The sequence below is a fragment of the Cecembia calidifontis genome, from assembly GCF_004216715.1.
In the GTDB taxonomy this organism is placed as follows: domain Bacteria; phylum Bacteroidota; class Bacteroidia; order Cytophagales; family Cyclobacteriaceae; genus Cecembia_A; species Cecembia_A calidifontis.
In genome coordinates, this window is sequence record NZ_SGXG01000001.1 from 4,535,001 (window position 1) to 4,560,650 (window position 25,650).

Below are 25,650 nucleotides of genomic sequence, written 5' to 3' on the forward strand. Positions count from 1 at the left end.
TAACAAGCATTGAAAGCTTATCGTTCCCTGGTACTTTCAAATTTTTCTTGAAAGCAGGATGAATGGACAACATTTTTTTTGAATTGAATGGTGTCAACCGAAGTACATTACCAAAATAGTTTTGGTCAATGAATTCGAACGCTCTTAAACCATATTTCGGGTGACAGAACCCTGCCGGTGCAGGATTTTTAAAAGGTTACCTCGTCAGGATTCAAATACCGATTCTCGGTACAGGCTCTGAAACCCCCTGAGCCGTAATCAGATTTGAAGAAAACAAATCCCGCCGGTGCAGGATTTTTAAAAGGTTACCTCGTCAGGATTCAAATACCGATTCTCGGTACAGGCTCTGAAACCCCCTGAGCCGTAATCAGATTTGAAGAAAACAAATCCCGCCGGTGCAGGATTTTTAAGAAGTGACCTCGTCAGGATTCAAATACCGATTCTCGGTACAGGCTCTGAAACCCCCTGAGCCGTAATCAGATTTGAAGAAAACAAATCCCGCCGGTGCAGGATTTTTAAGAAGTGACCTCGTCAGGATTCAAACCTGAAACCTCCTGAGCCGTAATCAGGTGCTCTATTCAGTTGAGCTACGAGGCCAATTGGGATTGCAAAAGTAGTGAGCTTTTTTAAATATCCAAAAGCCCTCAGAGGTCTTTTTGTCTATTATTTTCATTTGCCTGTTTTTCAATTAAGAATAATTAAGAGAAAAAGGACAGCAAATCGGATGGGATTTTATAATTTAGCCGAAATTTTAAAACAAAAAGCGCTTTCATGAAAAGAATCTTTATTGTCGTCTTATTAACCAACCTAATCGCTTCAGATTTTCTATTTGCACAGGAAAGAGAAAGAACTCCAATAGGAGGAAGACCGGATATCAAAGGCGATCTTTTTTTGGATTTTGGTTTCAATACCTTAAATAATAAACCAGATGAACTGAGAACCAATTTTTTACCTTCCAGGACATTCAATATTTATTATCAGACAGAAATCAAAATTGGAGAAGCAACAGGTTTCACTTTTAATCCGGGAATTGGTGTAGGTACCGACAAAATGGCCTTTAGAAATGACAGGACGCTTTTCAACAACCCAACCATAGGACCTGAATCCAGCAGACTTTTAGCCATTCGGGATGTCTATGGAGACAATATTTCTATATCTACAAACAATGTTTCTTTGAATTACCTGGACATCCCTCTAGAATTCCGATACCACTTTAGAAAGAGCAATTACAATAAAAGTATGCGGATAGCACTTGGCGGAAAGGTGGGATATTTAATGAATGCCCAAACCAAAATCGAATTTACAGATGAGAACGGGCTGACCAGAAAAATAAAGGACAGACAATCCTACGGAGTAAATCCATTGAGATATGGCGTCTATACCAGAATGGGATTCCCGGGATTTAATATTTGGGGCTACTATGGTTTAAATACTGTTTTCCAAAATAACAGGGGACCTTTTAATACCGAGGCAACACAATTAAGTTTTGGGGTTTCTTTCGCACTGTTTTAAGCAAAATTTCAAAACATGAAAACAAAAAAAGTCGGGGATTCCCGACTTTTTTTTGTTTTGCAAATACCCGAATGACCAAAAGAACTTTTTGGCCTTCCATAAAATCTAATATCCCAATTTACAGCAGCCAATAGAATGCACTGAAACAAATTGAAAATCCCAAGATGAATCCTCCAAATATTTCCCCTGGCGTGTGGGCATTTAAATATAGTCGGGAAGAACCCACTAGTCCGGCAGCCAGAATACTTCCAATTACCAACGCTAAATAATCATAGGAAGGATATTTGAGCGCTATGGCAAATATGATCGCTACTAAGCCCGAGATTCCAGTCATGTGAGCACTGATCTTCCAAAAAAATGTCACACTGGTAAGTATAATTACGCTAATTGTGATTACCACCAAAGCAAGTAATAACGCAGGATCTATGCGGAATTTTAAATAGAAAAGGTAGGTAGTGATCATGTAAAAAAGACTGATCATCGAAAACGGAAATACCCTTTCCTCCTTGGAATGCATATGAAACGAACCAATATTTTTGGTCAACCGCATCATCACCACACTGAGCAAAGGAATGATAAAAGTGGTCAGGAAAACCATGGCCACCAAAAAACGGTTGTCAAAATAGGACACTTTCACCAAATGTGTAGCCCCATAAATCAAATACAAAAATACCAGCGTTGGTATTAACAATGGTTGAAACAGGTAAGAAATAAAAAGGGCTAGCTTTCGGTACACTTATAGTTCTTTTCTAAGTCTGGCGACAGGAATCTGCAACTGCTCCCTATATTTGGCGACTGTCCTTCTGGCAATATTATACCCTTTGTCATTAAGCATTTTAACCAATTTATCATCAGATAAAGGCTTTTTCTTATTTTCCTGATCCACCATAGACTGTAACACACTTTTGACCTCTTTGTTGCTGACGTCCTCACCTGATTCAGTAGTAATACCCTCTGAAAAGAAGTATTTCAAGGGAAATATCCCAAACTCGGTCTGGATTGATTTACTATTGGCCACCCTGGAAACCGTTGAAATATCCATATCAATTTTTTCTGCAATATCTTTGAGGATCATTGGTTTAAGCTTGGTTTCGTCTCCTTCCAAAAAAAACTCATATTGGTAATCCAAAATGGCCTGCATGGTTTTCAACAAAGTCTGCTGTCTTTGCTTGATGGCATCAATAAACCACTTGGCAGCATCCAGTTTCTGCTTAACAAAAGTGACCGTTTCTTTGAGTTTTTTGTCTTTTTTGTCACTTTTTTCATATGCGTCAAACATTTCCGAGTAAGACCTGCTCACCCTTAATTCCGGGGCATTTTTGGAATTGAGGGTGATTTCCAGTTTCCCATCTGTATTAGTCAGAATAAAATCCGGTATAATGTATTGGGTTTTAACCAATCCGTCTGAAATACCTCCCGGCTTAGGGTTTAACCTGGTAATTAAATTGACAGCTTCTTTGATCTCCTCATCTCCTATATCCAGCTTTTTTTGGATTTTGGGATAATGTTTTTTCGTGAATTCATCGAAACACTCATTGATAATCCGAATGGCATTCTGCACAGTCGGATCATCCGGATGCTCCTTTCTCTCCAATTGGATCAATAAACATTCCTGAAGATTTCTGGCAGCTATGCCGCTGGGGTCAAAACTCTGGATTTTTCTTAAAATCTCTTCGACCTCATCGATATCAGTTTCAATATTCTGGCTGAAAGCAAGATCATTGATAATGGCTTCCAGATCCCTACGGATATACCCGTCACTTTCAATGCTACCAATGAGCTGTCGGCCGATTATCTTTTGTCTTTCATCAAGTTTCAAAAAACCGAGCTGGGTAAGGAGCTGGTCCTGTAAAGAAACCCCGCTTGAAATGGGTATTTCCCTGTCTTCCTCATCAGGCGAATAATTACCATCTCCCTGCATTTTATACCCACCGTAATCATCGTTCAGATAATCATCTAAATTGATGTCTTTATCGTCATATCCTAAATCATCCTCATAACTATCCTCATAATCCATTTCATCACTCTCAGCCTTTTCCTCTTCCCTGCCTTCTTCAAGAGCCGGATTAATCTCCAACTCCTCCTCTACCCTTGCTTCCAGTTCTGCCGTAGGCACCTGAAGGAGCTTGATAAACTGAATTTGTTGGGGAGACAGTTTTTGGGATAATACCTGACTTAAATTTAGTTTCTGCATATCGGCCTAGCAATTATTATAAAGCGACAACTTTAGAACATTAACGATGTTCTTGCATTCCAAATTTAGGAAATTAGAACAATTTTTTGATAAAAAGCTTATTATATCGTTTTTTTGCATTCCCTTTGGAAAGCCAATGTAATGAGGCTCTTTAACTTTCAAATATTCAAAAAAAATATGGCCTTCAACAAAAGAATTAAAATAAAAGAACTCCTGGAAAAGGATTACACCGGCCAAAAGGTTACGGTTATGGGTTGGGTGCGCACCAAAAGAAACAACAAAAATGTGGCTTTCATTTCGCTCAACGATGGTTCATCCATCACTAACTATCAAATTGTAGCTGACCCTAATGAAATAGCTGAAGAAATTTTAAAAAGAGCCACAACAGGTGCATGCCTTAAAATACATGGAACTATTGTAGCCTCTCAAGGTTCAGGTCAGCAAACTGAATTGAATGCCCAGCAAATAGAAATCTTGGGAGATGCCGATCCTGAGAAATACCCTCTTCAGCCTAAGAAGCATTCCCTTGAGTTCCTTAGGGAAATCGCACACCTTAGAATCCGTACCAATACCTTTGGCGCAGTTTTCAGGGTTAGACATGCTTTGGCTTATGCTGTGCACAAATACTTTAATGATAAAGGATTCTTTTATATCCACACACCTATCATTACAGCCTCCGATGCAGAAGGAGCTGGAGAGACCTTTAAGGTAACCACTTTGGACCTGAAAAATCCTCCTCTTACCGAGGAAGGAAAAATTGACTTCAAGCAGGATTTCTTCGAAAGAGAAACCAATCTCACTGTTTCCGGTCAGTTGGAAGGGGAATTGGCTGCCATGGGTTTAGCTGAAATTTATACTTTCGGTCCCACATTCAGGGCGGAGAATTCTAACACCACCAGGCACTTGGCAGAATTCTGGATGATAGAACCCGAAATGGCCTTTTATGATGCAGAAGACAACCAAAACCTAGCCGAGGATTTCCTCAAATATGTAATTTCCTATGCCTTGGAAAACTGCAAGGAAGACCTGGAGTTCTTAGATAAAAGAGCTGCAGAAGAAGATAATGCAAAAAAGGCCGACCAAAGAAGTGAAATGGGGCTGTTGGAAAGGTTGAAATTTGTGGTCGAAAACGAATTCCAAAGATTGACCTATACAGAAGCTATTGACATCCTTAGGAACTCAAATCACAACAAAAAGAAGAAGTTCCAGTATTTGGTCGAAAACTGGGGAGTTGATCTTCAGTCAGAACATGAAAGGTATCTGGTAGAGAAACACTTCAAAAAACCGGTAATCCTAACAGATTATCCGAAAGAGATCAAAGCCTTCTACATGAGGCAGAACGAAGACGGCAAAACCGTTGCGGCCATGGATATTTTATTCCCTGGCATTGGAGAAATCGTGGGAGGATCTCAAAGAGAAGAAAGGCTGGAGTTATTAACTACAAGAATGGAGGAGATGGGCATCCCTACAGAAGAAATGTGGTGGTATCTGGATACCAGAAGATTCGGAAGCACGCCACATGCAGGATTTGGACTTGGATTTGAAAGAATGGTACAGTTCGTGACCGGTATGGGCAACATCAGAGATGTAATTGCTTTCCCAAGGACTCCTGGACATGCGGAGTTTTAAATGTAGGAAAAAATTATTTTTTTTTATAAAGCCTGCCCTTCAATTTAAAGGTAGGCTTTTTTTATTTAGAATCTAATTGAGTTTATATTTACTCAAAAACACAAATGACCGTTTATTCTAATTTTTGACCGTATATCAAAAAAAAAAAAAAAAAAAAAAATTACTTAAACTCAGCTGAATCCCATGTGATATTTTTTAGTTTGCCATGTTCAAGTCATAAATGCAACGCCTAATTTTTTCATTAGACATTCGATAGGACTAAGATAATTAAACTTTCTTATTGGCCTGTTATTGATTTTGGTTTCTATATTTTGGATCTGTTCCCGAGAGATTTGATTGAGGTCAGTACCCTTTGGCAGGAAAGCCCTGATAAGTCCGATTCTGTTTTCCACTGTTCCTTTATCCTGTGAAGTGTATGGTCTTGTAAAGAATGTTGGGATATTGAATTTATCTCTGATTTTATAATGGTTTGCGAATGCCATATCATTATCGAAAGTGATTGATTTGAAGAACGAAGCACCAATTCTCTGTATTCTCTTTGCTATTTTCTGTTCAATGATATCTGCATTTTTACCATCAAGTTTCTCTATGGTAGTAACCAAGGTTGCCCTGTCCACCAGTACCAAAAGAGCTGATTTGTGGTTTTTCCCCATCATAAGGTCTACTTCAATATCTCCTATCCTTTGTCTTTTTTCAACTACAGGAGGCCTTTGGTCAATTGGAACTCTCTCCCTGATAATTCCTCTGGTATGCCTGTAATTACCTCTCTTACGCTTTCTTTTACCATGCCGGAGATTCTTGTAAAGCTCCCTGTCCCTTCGGTATCTCCAATGGCTACTTTTTTTGGCAGTAAATATCCAGTTGTAGAGTGTCTCATGACAAACCCCTTCTTTACCTTGTTTCTTCCAGGTGACCGATATTAGCTCTGGGCTCAATTTGTCAACAACAAGGAATTTGCGGGCCTCTTCTTTAAGGGACTCGGTAAATTTGATTCGCTTTCTCTTGAGTCTATGTCTTTCGTCTGTACGGTTCTGGGCAACTGCAGCCTTATATTCACCGCTATAACGGCCCCTCTTGCCGGTATTTCTTTGAAGTTCTCTGGATACAGTACTTTTGTTGACACCGATAATCGCAGCGATTTTGGTCTGGGAAGTTCCGTTTCTAAATAAAGCCTCTATTTGGTACCTTTGTTCCTGGCTGAGATGTTTAAATTTATTCATGACAACACTAAATTAATATTTTCAGCCTAAGGGAAGGAACCTAGGTTCCTTCCCTTAAACCCTTAGTGTTGCATTTATGACTTGAATATAGGTTTTAAGTAAAATAAATCTTTAACCTAAACTTTATTATCATGAAAAAATTCAATTTGGTTTTGATGATGTTACTATTTTTAACATCTATTGGTTCAATAGATACTTTAAGTGCTAAACAAGTTTGGTGTGGGTGGGATAATGACTTACAAGCTTGTTGGGCAGGAGGGCTTCATGGATATTGCGCTTATTGTGGTCCTGATTGCACTACAACTATACCCACAGTTAGACCCTGATTTTCTATTGATTTATTAATTGTATTTAAATCAGGTCTATTTTTAATATAGACCTGATTTTCTCCAATATTATTAAAAAATATGACTAAATTACTCTTAGTTTTTTTAATTTATTCTTTCTTCTCTTGTTCTAGAACATTAGACAATTCTCTAGAGTTATCAAAATTCCTAGTTGAGACGATAGCTATTCCAATAGACCTTAAAACAGAAACTTATACAAGAAGCTTACAATATTTAGATGGAGATCTTTATTGGTGGAACGCTGACCGGGAAACTTTGAGTGTATTTGACCTTTCTGATAAAAAAATTAAACGATTTATAAATATGGAAAGAGAGGGCCCAAATGGTTTAGGGAATCCAATTGGTTTTTTTGTTCTAAATAATGATAGTATCTATGTCCCTACTATGAGCTTTGAACTTCGATTGATTGATAAGGAAGGAAAGTTAGTAAATGTCTACAACTATTTGAATTATTCTAAATTGGGAGTGCCAATACCTTCTATGACAAGGTATTCAAATATGTTTCACACCAATCATTCAGGGTTAATATACCTTGGTTTGAGGGATCTTGGGAATGTACCACCTTCCAATCTAAATAATCAGGCGTTACTCGAATATCCTCCAATACTATGTTTCAATAAATCATTAGGAACTTTTAATTATTTAGACTTTAAACTACCCACATCTTTTCTTACATACAATAATTTTATTACCCTTAGTCAAACTTCTAAATCAAACTCTTTACTTCTTCTACATAGACAAAGTAATACATTTGTAGAGGTTGGTTTTAATGGGGTTGAGATCAAAGAGCAACAACTGCAGACAAAATTACTAAATTCATTCTCAAATGAATATTATCTTTCCCCGCGGATGTCCCGTTCAATTGAAGAAAATATGCAGCTGTTACATAAAAGCTCAGAAAATCTAGGACTTGTATTTGACCCCTATAAAAATTTAATATACCGGTTTGGCTGGCCTGGAGATGATATTTCGGCGGATAAAAACGCAATGAAATTTGGGTATACTCCCCGGTATTTTACAATAAGTATTTACAATGGAGATGATTATTCGTTAAAACACGAAATTACTCTTCCTAAAAACACCTATCTAGCCCATCATTATTTTGTCTCAGAAAAAGGATTAAACCTTTTCCCTATGCACCCCGATAATCCAGAATTTGATGAAAATTATATGGTAATTCATACTTTTGACTTCAGTAATTTGAATAAATACCTAAAATCCGCAGGATTTTAGTTTGGAGATTTGAATCTGCTTGTTTGTGTTCATTTTTGGTCTAGTTCGGGAATTTCTTCCCTTTGATTGAAGAGTGTTCATAGTTTTGAGACAATGGATTTTAGGTTTGAGGATAAAATGGACGGTTTTTTTTCCTCAATTTTAATGGAAAAGGCATACCTCTTCCCTGTAAATCTTTATTTTTTGAGCTCCTGAGGGGTTTTTATCTGAATTTAGTTCAAAATCGGCTTGTAATCCTTACTCGTGAACAGTTTGAGCACTTCTCTTCTTCCCGTTCTTATCCACTTGGCTGAAACAGTGATAAATCTGAAGATAAACTTCTTGAGCCTGTCGGTAGGCTTAAGCCAATCAACTTTTCTGGAATACTCTCCAATGATATAGGTGTAAAAATTGGCATACATAGCCGTCATAAGCATAAAGGAGGTATTCTCTGCAAGGAACGAACAGGGCAACTTAGACCAGCCAAAGTCATTGTTGAGTACATCAAACAAGCGTTCGCTTGCACCCCGGGCGTTATAAAACCTTACAACAGCTTCATTGGACGATGTATGTTCATTGGTCAGAATAGCCCTGTAAGTAAATGCATCTCCACTAAACACATCTGCCTGCCCGTCTTTACGCCTGATTCTGGTAATGACCAGCCTGTAAGACCTGTCTTTACCGAAAGGTTTGTAGTCGGATAGGTCAGTAACTTCCATTTCCTGTACACCCAAACGTATTTTCTGCCACTTCTCAGGGGCTATACTTCCAAGGATATTATCCAGTTTGGCACATCTGTTTGCCCGTATATAAAAGCTTTCGGTATGTGCTTCCAGTGTGCGGAGAACTTCTTCCTGATAGGATGCTGAATCGGCTCTGAACCTTCCGATACGGATATTTTCATTGGTAAGCTGCCCAAACATGCGTGTAAGTGTATCAGCCTGCAAATATTTGGCCTGACTGTTGCCATTTCTGCCCTCTACGTACACAGGAATGGCCTGTGAAAATTCAGGATGTGCTATGGAAGCTACACCTGGCTGATATCCATAGACGTGTTTATATGTCTTTTTTGAATCGTACTTTTCAGTTGGAATGACGGTGTTGTCATAATCGAGGTCGTAAGCAACACCTGACTTGAGTAATCCGGTCTTACAAGCTGATTTTAACAACAAGCTGTTGAGTTTTCCATTGATATTAAATTCATGGCTTACTCCACTGGACGGATTTATAAAGAGTTCTGTATCAACAGCAAGCTCTTTGATACCTCTCAGAATTGTATCGGCACTGCATACTGAAAATGAAGGGACCTGTTCAAGTGCGTCTCTCAAGTGAACATTGATATCTTCAGTACAGTCGCCACCATTAAAGAAAATAGCCATATGATTGGCGAAAATGTCACTGTATGAAAACCCTCCCCTTAAGGCTCTAACCCCCAATTGATTATCAATGAGTTCTGGGAGACCAGAATTTTTGAAAGAGTTAAAAACAAAATTAAAACCTCCGAAAGGTGTGATTTTTTCTGTCGAATTCGTAATTTTCATACCGCTTATCAAGGATGTGTGGTAACACCTAAATAAGTGAAAAAAAAACGAGCCGGAAAAGCCTGAATTGAATAAATTCAGCCACTTTTTCGGCTTTTTTTAAATCCGCCCTGCGGATTTAACCCAGATTGCAGCTATCCGCCTGTAAGTAGCTGTAATTTGGGTATTTCTGTTTTTTTGAGTTCAAGTTTGTGTACTACGGATTTTCTTTTTGTAAACGGTTGGTATTTGGTCTGAAGGATGTCGTAGATTTCTTTTAGGTTTTTGTTTGGAACTGTACACTTGCGTGTGGTAATGACTTTATCATAGGTGTTTTTCCCTGAAGTAGTGATGGCCTTTTGTGTGTTTCCTATTCTCACTATTTCACCCCAGCAGCTTTTTATTCCCTTCTGCTTGAGCTGGTACCTCACTGTATTGACTATCCAATATGCAAGGATTCCCAGATGTAGATGTGCCATGGTGGCATCATCGTTTTTATGGTAAATCGGTCTAAGATCCAGATCGGTTTTTAGTGTACGGAAGGCATTCTCTATTTCCCTGATAGTGTTATAGATATTCCAGATGATGTACTCCTCCTGCACGTTCAGGTTTGTCCGTAAAAAATAGATGCCCAGATTATCAGCTTTTGCCTGCTCCCGTTCCGGGTTTTTCTTCCATGACATTGCTGTCGCCTGTTCTGTTTTAGGGTCACTTTCAACAGTGATCTCATAATAATACTGGACTGATGGATACTTTTCTTTGGCCCTCCCGATGCGCTGGTGGACTTTATCGGTTTTTTTCACTCCTCCCTTGCTGTTGAGGGCATGCTGTATTTTTTGCAGTTCCTGTTCAAACCTTTGTTCGAACTGTAGCTTCATGCCTTCCTCTTTCTTCTCTTTGGAAGGGCTTTTGACTTCCAAATAATAGTCTGTGTTTTTTTCTGTGGACACGGCTCTGAGTCTGATGTTCTGCTTTGATTTTGTTTCCAGCAGAGTTGTAAGCCTGTCGGGCACATAGCTATAATCCTTGAGTTTTGTCCTGCTTACACAGAGGTAGCTGTATCCTTTGCTCTGGATAAGATGCAGGTTTTCTTCGGTGGCTATGCCTGCATCGAGTACCACTACCGCAGGTCCTGTACAGGTGTGGACGGAAAGCTTTTCAATCATTGCAGCAAGTGTGTTGCAGTCTGCTATGTTTCCTTCCAGGATAGAGGAGTACTTGATAAACCCTTCCACATTCACTACCAGTGCCAGCACAACAAGTTTTGCGTCTTTTCTTTTTTCCTTGCTCCTCCCGTATTGTGCCAGCTTACTGTTCGGTTTTTCTCCCTCAAAGTAGGTGTTGGTCAGATCATAAAGGATGATCTTATCCTGTAGATCAAAGAGTTCATTGGTACGTTTGGAAAGGTGCTTTTCGAGTGAATCTTTGACTTTGTATAGCTCAAGCGCACTTTTGTACAGCTTGTCCTTGGTTATTTTATCCATATCATAGCCCGTAAGCTCACAGACTGCCGAGTTTTCCTTTATCCAACGGACAGTTTTGAGTTCGGAAGCGGGGTATACCGCACGGGATACAACCTGTGTGGCTGCAAGACTTGCATCTTCGGCGCTGAATCCCGCCGAAAGTAATAAAGGTGTAAGCTGCAGCTTCTCCCATGTCTGGAAAGCAATATTCTCTGCTCCTATTTCTCTGGCATTACTGTGCTGGATGGTATCCATATCCACCATCCGTGACAGCTGCTGTTCCGACTTGATATCCAGCTTCTTGGAAGATACGATCCGACTCCAGAAGTCTTCAACATAGCGTCTGACGATTGGATCTTCCTCCAGGTCAAAAAAAGAAGCCTTGTGCTCATACTTCTCAGTAAGGTGTTTCTGTATTTTGTTGAGCTGCTCGGGCGCAGCATCCTCCATGAAACCTATATTCAGGATAGTGCGATGACACACCCTGTTGTCAGCATTACGGTAACTTTCCACCAGCCGGTAGTATCCGCTGAGTCTTCCCGAATCGGGATGTTTACGTAAAGAGAACTTGAAATACATGGTGTAAAGTACTGGTATTGAACCCCAAGATGCAATACCCCTTGTGTACTACAAACCAAAAAATGGCATTATACAGCCCGTAGAAAAAAAATCACGTAGGGGGGTACGGGTAATCGGAGCTAAAAAAAAGAAAATTTCCCGAAATTTTCTTTTTTAACCCCTAAAAGCTGCAATCTGGGTTAAGGAAATAATTGAATTAGTTAATAATTGAATTAAAAGCTCACAAAATTTAAGTTTAAATGCTTTACATTTTTTTTTGAAGTTAACCTTTTACAGTTTCCACGTCTGCTATATTTTTAACATAGTGCACAGCATCTGTATCGATTACTTTTATCCTTTTTGCCAAGGGAATACAAAGCAAGCTTAAAAAGATGGAAATATAGCCTACGATATTATAATTGAGCAATTCCCCATTGATACCCTCGGCAAGAATCAGTCCCGCTACAAAAGATGCCAATCCTGCGGACAGTTGCTGTACAGCAGAATTAAAGCTCAAAAAACTTCCCCTATTTTCCGGCTTGGCAGTACCAGTCACTAATGCCATTGCGGGAACCATCCTCCCATTAGAAGTCACAAAAAACATGGTGGTGATCAATAAAACATAGGGAATCGGGGTCTGTCCCAAATGGGTAATCACCCCAATAGGAATAAGATTCAGAACCATAAAGATGGTAAAGACTTTGGTTTTCCCATGCAAGTCAGTCATTTTACCCACCCAAGGAGAAGTGAATATTGTAAACAAGCCCCCTGCCATATAAATATAGGTCAATTCAATATCCGTAAAACCAACATTGGCCACCATATAAGGGCTGATATAAGGAATGATCGTAAATTGTCCAAGCATCATCATGATGGTCAGGGTAATGGCTTTCATTTGATTGGGATTTCCTGTGACCCGCCTCACTACCTGGATGGGACTTGGCTTGTTCACCCTATGCACCAAATGGGCGGTAATAGAAGGTAAGAACTGATAGATCATCCACAAAATCAACACAGACATCCCCGCAAGAAAAAAGAAAGGAGCATGCCAATTGGAAATACTAGCAATAAACAATCCGAATGGTACACCGAAAACAGATGCTATAGAAAAGGCTGCCATCACCAATCCCATAGCCCTCCCTCTTCTGGAATCAGGAATCACATCTCCGATGATGGCTAATATCAAAGCAGAAGTCAGTCCTCCGAACAAACCCGCTATAATTCTTGAAACCAATAATATGGGGTAATTGGGGGATAGGGCACAGGCTAAGGTGGCCAATAAAAATCCCGTAAACACCCATAAAGTAATGGTTCTTCTGTCATATTTATCCAAAACAAAAGCCCCCATAAAACTGCTGATCCCAGCACTGAAAGTATAGGAGGAAACAAGAAGTCCAAATTCCCGTGGGCTGATTTCAAAAATCCTCATCAATTGAGGACCCAATGGCATCAAAATCATAAAATCCACGATGTGGGTAAAATTGATGGCCGCAAGGGTCCAGAGTAATAGTTTTTCCTTATTCATCGAAAAGCAATATGGACTTCAACCAGTAACAATTGAGTAAAGTTCTAAAAGCATGGATAATTATTCATTCAATATTCAATTCCACAAAAGTCCCAGGAACACATTCAATGATATCTGAAGCAATAACTCCCCTCCTTTTTTTCAAAGCTGCCATTTCCCCGGCCAAACCATGGTGAAAAACACCACAAATAGCCGCATTCAAAGGAGGATAGCCCTGTCCTAAAAATGAGGTAATCATTCCAGTAAGTACATCTCCGGATCCTGCTGTGGCCATGTATTGATTGCCGGAAGAATTGAAAAATTGCTCCCCTTGAGGGGTAGAAATGGAGGTAAAAGCCCCCTTAAGTACCAAATAAACCCCATGTTCCCTAGCAAAAGACCTTGCCTTTTCCAGCCTTTCCTTATGGTCTTTCGCCTCTCCTGCTAATCTTTGAAATTCCTTGAGGTGAGGAGTCAGGACACTTCCCTTGGGAACATATTTCAAATTTTCAGGTTTTTTGGCCAACAAGTTTAGACCATCAGCATCGATCACCAAAGGCTTATGGTATCTTTTCAAAAGACTACAGTAAAATGCAAGATCAACCTCAGTACCCCATCCGGGACCTATCCCTAATGCATCAAAGGATTTCAGTTTTTTGATTTCCTGAGCACCGGCTACCATAACCTCCGGAACAGCAGTCTGAATGATAGCACGTTCTGATTCTGCTATTTGGACATGAACCAGCCCACTCCCTGTCCTCAATGCAGCTTTGGAAGATAAAACCATCGCCCCGACCTTACCCACGCTGCCTCCAAAAAGCATAATTCTTCCAAAGTCACCCTTGTGACTAAAAGCATGAAATTTTTTATGAAACCTTGAAATATCTTCCCTTCTGAGAAAAAATTTCCCCTCATTAAAATTCAGGATAAATTCATCAGGAATGCCAATGTCAACAACATGTATTCTTCCTGTATATTCCGCATGCTCCGGAAATAGCAATGAAAACTTTGGAAACTGAAAAGTCAACGTATGTTCAGCCTTAAAAGCTTCCCCTTGAAGAATATTGTCCGAAGGAATCCCAGAAGGAATATCAACTGAGATTTTATGACAGGAAATGTGGTTCAGTTTATTTACAGCCTCAAGGTAAACACCTTCAATGGGCCTATTGATACCTACTCCAAAAATACAGTCCAGGACAAAGTCGTTTTCAGTAATCTGAAAATCAAAATCCAAAACAGAAAGCACTTTAACCTTAGAAGGTAACCTTTCAAAATTTGCTTGATAATCCGGACTACATTGTTCCTTATCCTGAAAAAAAATCAGCTTGACGGATTTCCCGCTTTCTGCAAGTAACCTGGCAATAGCAACCCCATCACCCCCATTATTTCCAGGTCCGGAAAAAATAAAAATTTCCCCTTGTATAGCACTGAACATGCGTTCAAACCATACAAAGAAGGCTTTTGCAGCATTTTCCATAAGGTCTAATGAACGCATTTGCCTTGCCTTAATAAAGGCAGCATCCAGTAGTTTGACCTTATCACCAGAAATGATACTAAGCATTTTTAATTTCGACAATTTTATCCAACTCTTGTTTGGGTATCCTTACCAAAAATAAGAAACCTAAACCTACAATAAAAAATATTCCCAGAACAAGCGCAGAGTTCCTCATGCTACCCGAAATCTGTTCAATCAAACCATAGGAGAAAGTACCCAATACAATGGCAATTTTTTCAGTAACATCATAAAAACTGAAAAAAGAAGCATTATTTGAAGTATTATCAGGAATCAATTTTGAATAGGTAGCCCTTGAAAGCGATTGAATACCCCCCATTACCATACCTACTATGAAAGCTAAGCCATAAAATTGAAATTCATTTTCAACATAGTATGCCGCTCCACAAATTAATATCCAAACAAAGACCATAATAATCAATGAGCTTTTATTACCGTATCGCTTGGATATAAAAGCAAACAAATAACTGCCAAAAATTGCGACCAATTGAATGATCAATATGGTAAGTATCAATTTATCACCGGCTAGTTCAAGTTCTTTGTCACCAAAAGAAGCTGCTAAATAAAGCACAGTTTGTACACCCATGCTGTAAAAAAGAAAGGCAGCAAGAAAACGGCTCATTACTTTGGTGTTTTTAACAACCTGAAAAATTAAGCGTATTTGATGATAACCATTGAGCAAAACAGCCCTTTTAATTTTATTCTTCTGGGAATTATCAGGAAGGTACCGAAAGGGAATCTGAGCAAACCCTGCCCACCACAAACCGGTGATCAAGAAAGACCAACGGGCTGCCTGACCACCATCTTCCAATCCAAAAATTTCAGGCATTTGTATCATCACCAAGTTCAAAACCAATAAAATAACACTTCCAAGATAACCTAAAGCAAAACCTTTGGCACTTAAAAAGTCAAATTCACTTTCGGTTGCTATTTCGGGCAAAAAAGCGTTGTAGAAAACAATACTACCTGCAAATCCAATGCTCGCCAACATGGCACAAATGATCCCATATTCTAAATTAGATCCATCGAAAAAAAACAGACCAATACATGATAATGCGCCAATATATGCAAAAAATTTCATGAAACTTAGCTTTTTCCCACCATAATCAGCAATCCCTGATAAAAGCGGTGAAATAAAAACTATAACCAGAAAAGAAAAAGAAATGGAATAAGAGTACAGAACAGTATTGATAATTGGGAAACCAAAAAAAGAAACCACGTCACCCCATTCATCAGATTGGGTTACATTATTGAAATAAACAGGAAAAATGGTAGAGGTAATGACCAAACTGTAAACAGAATTGGCCCAATCATACATGGCCCACGCATTCTGCACCTTATTTTTGCTTCTGAGACTTTTTAAAATCATGGGTATAAAGTAAAAAAGCTATCCCTTTCGGAATAGCTTTTTTAAGAAATTGAATGATTATTAATTTTGAACTTTTCCTACTGCAGCGTAAAGAAGTTTTCTTGCATCTGCTTCCCTCAATTCAAACTGAACATCGGAAATTGGGCCCATTTTCACTTCTCTATCAGCTTTCATGGAAATAGTGATTTGATCTCTTTCAGCCTCAGACAACTTATCTTTTTCCTGATTAACCCAAAGCACGATGTCTTTTGTATTAATCAGTACATCATTTGCCTGTACACGTGGTTCTGTTCCAAACAAGGCCACATTTTTTGGCTTACCAATATACAGATAGGAAATTAAAGTCTTTTTCTCCAATTTCTGCAACTGCGTAGCCTGAGGGATTTTTTGCTCTACTAAGATCTCTTGTTCTCTCAAAACGGTGGTCACCATGAAGAAGAACAAAAGCATGAAGATAATATCCGGTAACGCAGAGGTAGGAATATTCTGAGAAGTACTGGTTTTTTTCTTAAACTTTGACATATCAAATTCCTCCTATTTTATCTGGTTCTGCAATTGAGATCGCCATTGGAATTCCTTCCTTACCACGGTCCAGAAGCTCTTTTTCAGCTGGAGTTTTTCCAGACAAAGCCCTGTATTGATCCGCAGTGAGACCGACCCTTTCAGCGTAAATTTCAAAATATGCTCTTTTTACCTGGTCAAGAACTTCAAGATACCTTTCATAGCTGGTACCTCTGTTGGTCTTGATAGAAACAACTGCACCACCAGTCATCGGGTGATCTGAAGACTGCGGGTCTCTTTTCGCTCTGTTTCTTAAAGAAGCAGGGAGGCTATTGAAAAGAGCAATTGCTTCTTCATCAGGTGCACCAAAATTAAGGATAAAGTCCTTAATGTCCTCAGAAAGCTTATCTGTATTATCAATATATTCACCTTCTACCAATAATTGATCATTGGCATTGACAAGAATATTGAAGATATTTCTTTCATTAAGCTTAATCTCAGGCGGTGGCTGATTAGGATCCTGCTTAGGAGGAAGGACATTCAAGATACCCTTGTCCGAAGCAATCGTAGTCGTAACCAGGAAGAAAATCAGCAACAGGAAGGCGATGTCCGCCATGGAACCTGCATTGACCTCCTGGGTTAATCTGCCTTTTTTTCTTGCCATTACTTTAATGCTTTATTGAGTTCAGTAAACACGATACCAACAATAGCTATGATAAATAAAGCATAAGTGGTATAGAGTGCTCCTCCGACGAATTTGGACATTGCCGGAGTTAAATTAAACGGATCTGCAGCAAATTTGGGGAGTACATCTCCGTCAGAAATAGAGTATGCGATGAAGAAAACAACTGCTAGAGCTGCAACTCCAAGACCGGTTTTCACCAAACTTGAAGGATTATCAAAGGATTTGATTAATGGCATCACAATCGCAAAGATAGCTCCAAGGATGATCAAACCTTCCGCAATGAATATAAAGATATCTATAGAATCCATAATATATTATTTTCGATTTAAGGATTGATTGAGCTGAAGGTTAAACTGCCAAGCGATTACTTGGACAATTTGTGCTTCACAAGGATATCTACCAAAGAGATGGAAGCATCCTCCATGTCATTCACCAATGAATCGATTTTAGCCACGCAATAGTTGTAGAACAACTGAAGGATAATCGCAACGATCAAACCAGCAACAGTTGTCAAAAGGGCGATTTTGATACCACCGGCCACAAGGGATGGAGAGATATCACCAGCTGCTTCGATCGCGTCGAATGCACCGATCATACCGATTACCGTACCCATGAAACCCAACATCGGAGCTAGGGAGATGAAAAGGGAGATCCATACCAATCCTTTTTCCAAACGGCCCATTTCAACAGATCCGTAGGCAATGATTGATTTTTCTACCATTTCAATACCCTCAGAGTATCTCATCAAACCTTGGGTAAAGATTGAAGCAACTGGACCTTTGGTGTTTTTGGTTACATCCTTAGCAGCTTCGATACCGCCTTGCTCAAGTGCTTCCTCTACTTTAGCCAAAAGCTTCTTGGTATTGGTTGTAGAAAGGTTCAAAGTAATGATTCTTTCCAAAGCCACAGCAAGACCTAAAATCAAACAGATCAATACCGGAGACATGAAAGTAGGGTCACCCTCAATGAACTTTTCTTTAATAACTTGGTGGAAACCTTTCTCCTCGTCAATGATTTCATCATCGACTACGGCTGGGGTAGCAGGTGCTACTTGTTCCACAACTTCAGTAGTTTCTTCTGCAGCTTCTTCTGCATCTTGAGCTTTCGTAATTACCGGGAACATCAAGATTCCGGAAAGCATGAACAAAGCGATTAACTTTTTCATAATGTAGTTTTTAAATAGACTTTAAATAAAGGTTAAACGGTTTCTAACGTAATATTGAGATTTTAAAGTTATCATTTTTTCAAATCAAATTGCAAAGGAAATAGTCATATTTTTTTCAGAAAAATTATTTCCTATGCTCTTGATTGAATTTTGTGCAAGCTAAAATAACGATTATGAAGCCCTTAGAGAATTTATATAAAAGGAAAAACAAATGGCTTAAGTGGAGGTATAAGCCGCAAAAATCCCAATCTGGACTAAGAATTAAATCTTGAAAGCGTAATTCCCGCCCTGAAGAATTCAAAAGAAAGATGTAGGTTAGAAAATTACAATTTGACGTAAATAAAAATGCCAACCCCATCGCTAAAGTTGGCATTTGCAGAGAGGAAGGGATTACTCGTACCCTCAGGGCACGCCGCACCGCCTCTCGTGAATCTCCCTTTGGTCGATTTCGAACCCAATGGCTTAATCGAGGGTTCTCATCCCTTCCTTACTGGGTCTTTTGACGTAAATAAAAATGCCAACCCTATCGCTAAAGTTGGCATTTGCAGAGAGGAAGGGATTACTCGTACCCTCAGGGCACGCCGCACCGCCTCTCGTGAATCTCCCTTTGGTCGATTTCGAACCCAATGGCTTAATCGAGGGTTCTCATCCCTTCCTTACTGGGTCTTTTGACGTAAATAAAAATGCCAACCCTATCGCTAAAGTTGGCATTTGCAGAGAGGAAGGGATTCGAACCCTCGATACCCTTTAGGGGTATACACACTTTCCAGGCGTGCTCCTTCAACCACTCGGACACCTCTCTGTTTGGTTGATTTCCAAATCGGAGTGCAAAGAAATGAATTATTCCATAGCCATCCAACATCTTTTTGAAAAATTTATGACAGACCTGTCAATGACATTTCCCCTGCCAAAGGCATGACCAATTTTCTTCTGATCTCTGCATCGGATGCCTCATTCCCCAACAAAAACATCATCTTGGTTATGGCTGCTTCTGTGGTAATATCACCCCCACTTAATACTCCAATCCTCAACAAATCTTTACTGGTCTGATATCTCCCCTGGATAACCCGCCCGCCATTACATTGGGAAACATTCAGGATAATTATGCCTTTTTTGACAGCCCTCTCCAGTGCATTCAAAAACCAGGGTTCACTAGGACTGTTACCCGAACCATAAGTCTCCAACACCACACCCCTAAGCCCCTTGATGTCAAAACAGGAATCCAGGACATTGGCGGTGATGCCCGGAAACAGCTTCAGAACCATGACATTATTGTCCAGTCTATTGTGATATTTCAGTTTCTTGCCCTCTTCAAAGGGCTTTATCGCAGCAAAATTGTAATCAATAATGATCCCCGATTCGGCCAGTGCAGGATAATTTTCGGATTCAAATGCATCAAAATGCACACTTTGTACCTTTTTGGACCTGTTCCCTCTCAATAACATGTGATTGAAAAAAATGCAGACTTCTGGGACAATAGGCTTTCCATTGGCCTTAGCCGTAGCAATTTCCAAAGATGTCATCAGGTTTTCCCTTGCATCTGAACGCATGGCCGATATGGGCAATTGGGCTCCTGTAAATATCACCGGCTTACTCAATCCCTGCAGCATATAACTCATCATGGAGGCGGAATAAGCCATCGTGTCCGTGCCGTGCAGGATCACAAAACCATCATAGCTATCATAATTTTCGTAGATGATATAGGCCATGTCTACCCAATGCTGCATATTAACATTGGAAGAATCTATGGGTTCTGGAAAAGAAATCACCGTAATGGCAATATTCATCTGCATCAGTGAGGGCACTTTATCCAAAATCTGACCAAAATTGAAGGGAACCAAAGCCCCGGATTCATCATATGCCATCCCCAAAGTACCGCCTGTGTAAATAATCAAAACAGAGGAGGTAATATCACTCTTCGCAGAAGTATTGAGTCTAACGATTTTGTAATTCATGACTTAAAATGATGAAAGAGCTTATGTGCATTTTTTGTGGTAAGTTCGGCAATCTCTTCTTTAGTTTTTTGTAAAAGATCTCCTACCCTTTCTGCAATGATAGGAATATACTCCGGAGAATTACGCTTTCCGCGATGCGGAACAGGTGCCAAATAGGGTCCATCTGTCTCCAATACCAAGAATTCGGGATCTACATATGGAAGGACCGTATCCAAACCTCCATTTTTATAGGTAGAAACTCCTCCTATTCCCAGCATAAACCCTAATTCAATGATTTCCTTTGCCTGCTCGACTGAGCCCGTAAAACAATGAAATATCCCAAAGAGTTTTTCGTCCTTGTGTTCCTTGATGAGGGTTATGGTTTCATCCATAGATTCCCTGCAATGAAGAATAATCGGCCATTGCTTTTCTTTGGCCCATTGGATCTGAATCCTTAGGGCTTCCTTTTGCTGCTCAAAAAAAGTCTTATCCCAGTAAAGATCAAGGCCGGTCTCGCCAATACCCGCAAAGGTTCTTTTATTGATCCAATCCTCCATGATATAAAGCTGCTTCTCAAAATCTTTGTTGACATCACAGGGATGTAAGCCCATCATAGGAATACAAACATCAGGATAGCGGAGCTCAGCTTCCAACATGGCATCAATGGTGTCCACATCCACATTGGGCATGTATAATTTGGAAACGCCATTTTCAAGCGTTCTTCTGATCACATCATCTCTGTCCCCATCATACTTACTGGAATAAATATGAACATGGGTATCATTATAATTCACTGTTAATCTTGGTTTGACTAAGGGTTTTAACTATCTATAAATCCAAACTTAAGTATTGTTTTTTTTTTACAGCAGCTTCTTTTCAGTTCACTTGAAGATTAGTCTCCAAAAAACATAAAGGGCATAATTTCCGGAATCTGACTTCAAACTTCCGACCTCAATACTTCCTTCCCTTCCAATCTGTTTTGGACGGCCAAAAATAATAAACTATCGTGGACCAAGCTGTAATCAAATAATATATTTCAAAATACAGGAAATCGAATGTTTTTAAACAGACCTCTGTTTTTGATGCCAAACGGTAAATAAAAAAGCTTTGTATTAACACTTTCAAAAACCAAAGCATGGTTCCTTCAAAAGGATGTAAAATCACAAGGCTTAAAATAGCCGGAAAAAACAAAACCTGAATCCCTAAAATGAGCTTCCAAAAAGGAGGCAAAGCCATAGCTCCATGCATCCAACGCTTTCTCTGCGACAATAATTTCCGAAAATCAACCTGGGCTTTGGTCTCAATAAGGTTTTCAGCGGCTACTTCGTGAATATGTTTATACCCCTTTTTGCCAACCTGTCTTGCCAGTTCAAAATCTTCAGTCAACGAAAAGGGGATACCTTTAAAGCCGCCAACTGCTTCATACGCCTCCTTCGAAACCAACATGTTATTTCCCATGGAGGTCACTGAAAAACCCAAATCCCCTACTACCTTAACCATCCCTAAGGTAAGCCACCAATCCATAGCCTGCATCCTTTCAAAAATACGGCCTCCCTTTACTGTAGTAATGCCTGTTATTATCCCGGCATGGGTTCTGTCCCAGGCTTGGACCATTCTCATGGCCCATTGAGGATGGACCTGGCAATCTGCATCTGTAAATAGCAACAACTTTCCTGAAGCCAATTTGGCCATTTGATGGAGGGCATGGGCCTTACCGTTCATTCCAGTGTTTTTGGCTTCCTCAGTTTCAACATACTCTGCCATTTTCTTATTGGCACACCAAGATTGGAGGATTTCCCCTGTCCTGTCACAGCTATTGTCATTGCCAAGGATGATCTGAATTTTATCTTTGGGATAAATCAATTGCTCAAGAGCAGCTAAAGCTTGAGGTAAATTCTTTTCTTCATTCCTACAGGGTATCAAAATGCTTACGGATGGCCATTCTTTCCCAAAAAGCTTTTTCCCCCCATAATTTTTGAAATTTATGTTTAGCAAAATCAAAAGAATCGCATCCTGGATCAGGAGAAGCACCACAATAAGAATGGACAAAATAAGAATCATAATTTGGCTGTTTCAAAACCTTGATCATTCACAAAGTCAAGATAATCAGGCAATACAGCTTTGATAACTTTTTCGGTTTTTTGCTGGTCATGAAAGAGAATGATGGAGCCCTTTTTAGTATGCTCTTTGGTTTTTGAAAGACATTTACCAGGACTTTGTCCAGGGTCATAATCTCCTGAAATCACATCCCACAATACCACTTGGTAATGCTTACTGACTTCCTTAAACTGCCTTCTGGTAATTTTCCCATAAGGAGGCCTGAAAATACTTGGACTGAAGCCTGTTCTATTGCGGATTTCATCCTGGCAAAGCCGGATTTCTTCAAAATATTTTTGGTCAGGTGTCCCAAAACCATCCACATGATGATAGGTATGGTTCCCGATAGCATGGCCTGATTCATAAACCGACTTCGCTAATTCAGGAAACTTACCCACATTGTCCCCTACCATAAAAAAAGTTGCGGTCATTCCTCTTTTTGCCAATTCCTCAAGGACAAAATCTGTAATACCCGGTACCGGCCCATCATCAAATGTAAGGTACACCTTTCTATGTTCCCTAGATTTGTGCCAAACCATTTCATCAAAAATCTTTGGAACAAAGGAAGGAATATGATGCAACCAAACCATATTTATTGAAACCTTATTGTAAGAAGGGTGATATCATCTCTTTGTTCAGCTCCTTTTGAAAAATCTCCCATTTCCTGGAAAAACATATCATGGAACCGCTTAGGCGCCATACAGTTCTTGCTCTTAATAAATTGATGAAAACGCTGGTCTCCATACTCTTCCTCCTGAACATTGATGCTCTCTGTAAGGCCATCCGTGTAAAGATGAATGGTGAAACCCTTTAAGAATTCTCTTTTCCCTACTTCTATGAAAGGCAAAACTTCAAAAGCTCCTAAAATAGTGGTACCTGCACCAAGCAACTCTGTTCGATTTTCTCCCTCCCAGCAGAGTACAGGTGGATTGTGGCCTGCATTTACGTAGACCAGTTCCCTGCTTTTATAATTGTAATAGCCAAGAAAAAATGTGATAAACCGCTCCCCTTTCGTGTTTTCAAAAATGGTATAATTCAATTGTTCCACTACCATTTTCAGATCAGAGGTGCTGCGCAACAAAGTCCGCAATGCAGCCTGGAAATTGGACATCAAAAGCGCGGCAGGCATTCCTTTCCCGGAGACATCCGCAATACAGAAGAAAACTTCATCTTCTGACTTTTGTATCAGGTCATAATAATCCCCTCCTACTGTAGAATGGGGAACATAGGTTACTTTGGCTGCCAGTCTGGGCGTATTGGGCAAGATGGATGGAAGCAGCATACGCTGTACATTGGATGCAATTTCCACTTCCCTCTTGAGCCTTTCCTGTTCCAATTGCTTTTTGGCAAACTTTTTATTTTCCAATGCTACTACTAGGATATTGGCCAAGGCTTGGGTAAAATCCAGGTCCAGTTCCTCCTCTTCTGACTTTTTTTTAAGAAATAATACGGCCAATAACTTTTCCTTGTGATAAACAGGAAGATAGCTTTCCAGCTCGGCAAATGAATATTCCTTACCCACCTCTAATTTTAATTCACCCGTTTCCTTACTGTAATGGATATTCCCGAAAGGGATATGCTCGGGGACCCTGTTTTTCAGCCCATGACTGATCATCTTGTCATATCGCTCTTCCTGCACCATATAAAGCAAGATAGATTTGATATTCAAATGCACCAAGCAGGTAAACTTAAAAATATCCAATAGCACCGAGGCAGGCTTATTTTCATTGATCGCCTGGGTGATCTCCAAAAGGGATTTCAGCTCTAGTTCTTTCTTACGATATTTTACAGTCTGAATACTCATGCGGTTACAATCGGCCGTTATGGGCCATTAGCCCTTTTTTGGTAGCTAAAAAAAACATCCCTTTACCTTCGTCCTTAATGCTGTCTAAATCAAATATTTCATCATCTGGACCTTTTAGACACTTTATAAATGCTTTCTTGTACAGCGAATCCAAGACGGATAGGAGTTGTTCATCTTCCCAACCCATAGTCTCTTTGAGGTAATCAAAATGTTGCACAAAATACAATTCATCCAAAAGATCAAACTCTTCGTCGGTCATGTCCATCTTATTACAGCCCTAAAATTAACTGAATTAAGAGGATTTTCTTCCCTTCCACTCAAATTTTCCAAATAATGCCTTTACACCTACTGCAATCACATAAAATGGGTGCAAAAAGCTGGAACCAAGATAAGCTGAAAAGGATTGTTTCAATCCGAAATGATTTAAAATGGCTCCCAAAGTACCCATTTCAAATGCAATTTTCATTCCCCAGATATACAAAAACAATACCAATCCCAACCATCCTTGAAGAAGCAATCCCCAACTTGAAATAAAAATTAATTGGACCAGGAAGGGAACCATTGTAAATCCAACATGGGGAATATCACCCTTGTGAAGATTCCATTTTGAAGCCCATCTTGACCTTTGGCTGAGCAGCCTGTTCCAGCTTTTTTCAGCCTTGGTCAACACAATGTTATTTTTATGGTAAATACAGGAATCTTCCCCGAATTTTTGAACTATCTTTTTCAACAAAAATTCATCATCGCCGGATAGATGATGCCGGTTATCCTCATAGCCATTGACGGAAAAAAAAGCGTTTTTCCGATAAGCCAAATTGGCAGCACTGCACATTATTGGGCTTTTCAACTGAAAACCCAATCGCGTCACAGCCAGGATACTTGCCCATTCGATTTGTTGAAATTGTTGTAAAAAGTTTTCTTTCTCCCTACTTATCACAGGACCGGCCACTAATTGAACCGATTCAGAGGCAAAGGATTGTAAAAAAACCTCCACCCAATCTTCTGGTAAAAGACAATCTGCATCAGTGGTCAAAATAAGCTCACCGGAAGCATGATTTATCCCGGTTTCTATCGCTGCCTTTTTCCCTATACCCTGTGAAACCAAAATCAAAAATTGTAGATCCAAATCTTGGTTTTTCCTCGTATAACGTGCCAATAATTCCCTTCCTTCATCCGTACTGTGGTCATCAACAAATATCACTTGAAGCGGCCTGTGGTTCAAGCGAAGGATGGACTGAAAAACAGCTTCCAGATTCTGTGATTCATTTCTAAAGGGCAAAAGGACAGTTACCGACTTTTCACTAACCTTGGTAGAATCTGGGGTATTTGATTGCAACCAGCCATGTTTCAGCCATTTGAGAAGGCCTGCATAAAGTATTGGAAACAACAGGTAAACAGTTACCATGATTTCGATTATCTTGCG

The 25,650-nt window shown here is 39.6% G+C and carries 23 protein-coding genes and 2 tRNA genes; 4 read left to right on the forward strand and 21 right to left on the reverse strand.

Going from position 1 to position 25,650, the window contains the following annotated elements; genetic code table 11:
* Nucleotides 1-523: 523 nt before the first annotated feature.
* A tRNA-Arg gene (locus tag BC751_RS19585) sits at nt 524-597 on the reverse strand.
* A 174-nt stretch (nt 598-771) separates the two neighbouring features.
* Here BC751_RS19585 and BC751_RS19590 point away from each other — a divergent pair.
* A complete protein-coding gene (locus tag BC751_RS19590; protein WP_130277091.1) occupies nt 772-1,512 on the forward strand; it encodes a porin family protein in 741 nt (246 codons plus the stop codon).
* A gap of 118 nt (nt 1,513-1,630) precedes the next feature.
* On the opposite strand, the gene BC751_RS19595 is transcribed toward BC751_RS19590, so the two are convergent.
* Nucleotides 1,631-2,179, reverse strand: coding sequence for a phosphatase PAP2 family protein (locus BC751_RS19595; protein WP_242617547.1), 549 nt, complete (start codon nt 2,177-2,179; stop codon nt 1,631-1,633).
* Nucleotides 2,180-2,248: 69 nt separating this feature from the next.
* Nucleotides 2,249-3,706 (reverse strand): RNA polymerase factor sigma-54, encoded by a 1,458-nt coding sequence (rpoN, locus tag BC751_RS19600; protein ID WP_130277092.1) that lies wholly within the window; start codon nt 3,704-3,706, stop codon nt 2,249-2,251.
* A gap of 177 nt (nt 3,707-3,883) precedes the next feature.
* Between rpoN and asnS the strand changes: the two genes are divergently transcribed.
* Nucleotides 3,884-5,335: an asparagine--tRNA ligase gene (asnS, locus tag BC751_RS19605; RefSeq protein ID WP_130277093.1), complete on the forward strand. Its 1,452-nt coding sequence runs from the start codon at nt 3,884-3,886 to the stop codon at nt 5,333-5,335.
* 209 nt (nt 5,336-5,544) lie between these two features.
* Here the strand turns inward: asnS and BC751_RS19610 are convergent, their stop codons facing one another.
* Nucleotides 5,545-6,555, reverse strand: coding sequence for an IS30 family transposase (locus BC751_RS19610; protein ID WP_130273814.1), 1,011 nt, complete (start codon nt 6,553-6,555; stop codon nt 5,545-5,547).
* 201 nt (nt 6,556-6,756) lie between these two features.
* Here BC751_RS19610 and BC751_RS22160 point away from each other — a divergent pair, with 201 nt between their 5' ends.
* Nucleotides 6,757-6,900, forward strand: coding sequence for a hypothetical protein (locus BC751_RS22160; protein WP_207226921.1), 144 nt, complete (start codon nt 6,757-6,759; stop codon nt 6,898-6,900).
* Between the two features lie 62 nt (nt 6,901-6,962).
* Nucleotides 6,963-8,135, forward strand: coding sequence for a DUF4221 family protein (locus tag BC751_RS19615; RefSeq protein WP_130277094.1), 1,173 nt, complete (start codon nt 6,963-6,965; stop codon nt 8,133-8,135).
* 212 nt (nt 8,136-8,347) lie between these two features.
* Here BC751_RS19615 and BC751_RS19620 read toward each other — a convergent pair whose 3' ends face one another.
* From BC751_RS19620 to BC751_RS19700, 17 genes are all read right to left on the reverse strand, one after another.
* Entirely contained in the window at nt 8,348-9,655 is a 1,308-nt protein-coding gene (locus BC751_RS19620) for an IS1380 family transposase (protein WP_130273823.1), read from the reverse strand.
* Between the two features lie 134 nt (nt 9,656-9,789).
* Nucleotides 9,790-11,676: an IS1634 family transposase gene (locus tag BC751_RS19625; RefSeq protein ID WP_242617459.1), complete on the reverse strand. Its 1,887-nt coding sequence runs from the start codon at nt 11,674-11,676 to the stop codon at nt 9,790-9,792.
* 262 nt (nt 11,677-11,938) lie between these two features.
* A complete protein-coding gene (locus BC751_RS19630; RefSeq protein WP_130277095.1) occupies nt 11,939-13,180 on the reverse strand; it encodes an MFS transporter in 1,242 nt (413 codons plus the stop codon).
* 64 nt (nt 13,181-13,244) lie between these two features.
* Nucleotides 13,245-14,720, reverse strand: a complete 1,476-nt coding sequence (locus tag BC751_RS19635) for an NAD(P)H-hydrate dehydratase (protein ID WP_130277096.1) — start codon at nt 14,718-14,720, stop codon at nt 13,245-13,247.
* Entirely contained in the window at nt 14,713-16,041 is a 1,329-nt protein-coding gene (locus tag BC751_RS19640; RefSeq protein ID WP_130277097.1) for an MFS transporter, read from the reverse strand. The genes BC751_RS19635 and BC751_RS19640 overlap by 8 nt, the downstream gene beginning before the upstream one ends.
* A 60-nt stretch (nt 16,042-16,101) precedes the next feature.
* A complete protein-coding gene (locus BC751_RS19645; protein WP_130277098.1) occupies nt 16,102-16,563 on the reverse strand; it encodes an ExbD/TolR family protein in 462 nt (153 codons plus the stop codon).
* A gap of 1 nt (nt 16,564) precedes the next feature.
* The gene (locus BC751_RS19650) at nt 16,565-17,206 is read right to left on the reverse strand and encodes an ExbD/TolR family protein (protein ID WP_130277099.1); all 642 of its coding nucleotides are present in this window, start codon (nt 17,204-17,206) and stop codon (nt 16,565-16,567) included.
* Complete coding sequence (locus BC751_RS19655; RefSeq protein WP_130277100.1) at nt 17,206-17,535, reverse strand: hypothetical protein; 330 nt, start codon at nt 17,533-17,535, stop codon at nt 17,206-17,208. Before BC751_RS19655 ends, BC751_RS19650 begins: the two co-directional genes overlap by 1 nt.
* Before the next feature lie 56 nt (nt 17,536-17,591).
* Nucleotides 17,592-18,392, reverse strand: a complete 801-nt coding sequence (locus tag BC751_RS19660) for a MotA/TolQ/ExbB proton channel family protein (RefSeq protein ID WP_130277101.1) — start codon at nt 18,390-18,392, stop codon at nt 17,592-17,594.
* Between the two features lie 714 nt (nt 18,393-19,106).
* Nucleotides 19,107-19,194: transfer RNA gene (locus BC751_RS19665), tRNA-Ser, on the reverse strand.
* A gap of 73 nt (nt 19,195-19,267) precedes the next feature.
* Nucleotides 19,268-20,347, reverse strand: coding sequence for an asparaginase (locus tag BC751_RS19670; protein WP_130277102.1), 1,080 nt, complete (start codon nt 20,345-20,347; stop codon nt 19,268-19,270).
* Nucleotides 20,344-21,120, reverse strand: coding sequence for a TatD family hydrolase (locus BC751_RS19675; protein WP_130277103.1), 777 nt, complete (start codon nt 21,118-21,120; stop codon nt 20,344-20,346). Before BC751_RS19675 ends, BC751_RS19670 begins: the two co-directional genes overlap by 4 nt.
* A 157-nt stretch (nt 21,121-21,277) precedes the next feature.
* Nucleotides 21,278-22,387, reverse strand: a complete 1,110-nt coding sequence (locus tag BC751_RS19680; protein WP_130277104.1) for a glycosyltransferase — start codon at nt 22,385-22,387, stop codon at nt 21,278-21,280.
* The gene (locus tag BC751_RS19685; RefSeq protein WP_130277105.1) at nt 22,384-23,013 is read right to left on the reverse strand and encodes a polysaccharide deacetylase family protein; all 630 of its coding nucleotides are present in this window, start codon (nt 23,011-23,013) and stop codon (nt 22,384-22,386) included. The genes BC751_RS19680 and BC751_RS19685 overlap by 4 nt, the downstream gene beginning before the upstream one ends.
* A 2-nt stretch (nt 23,014-23,015) precedes the next feature.
* A complete protein-coding gene (locus tag BC751_RS19690; protein WP_130277106.1) occupies nt 23,016-24,227 on the reverse strand; it encodes a PP2C family protein-serine/threonine phosphatase in 1,212 nt (403 codons plus the stop codon).
* A gap of 4 nt (nt 24,228-24,231) precedes the next feature.
* Complete coding sequence (locus tag BC751_RS19695; RefSeq protein ID WP_130277107.1) at nt 24,232-24,486, reverse strand: hypothetical protein; 255 nt, start codon at nt 24,484-24,486, stop codon at nt 24,232-24,234.
* 33 nt (nt 24,487-24,519) lie between these two features.
* Entirely contained in the window at nt 24,520-25,632 is a 1,113-nt protein-coding gene (locus BC751_RS19700) for a glycosyltransferase (protein ID WP_130277108.1), read from the reverse strand.
* Nucleotides 25,633-25,650: the final 18 nt, after the last annotated feature.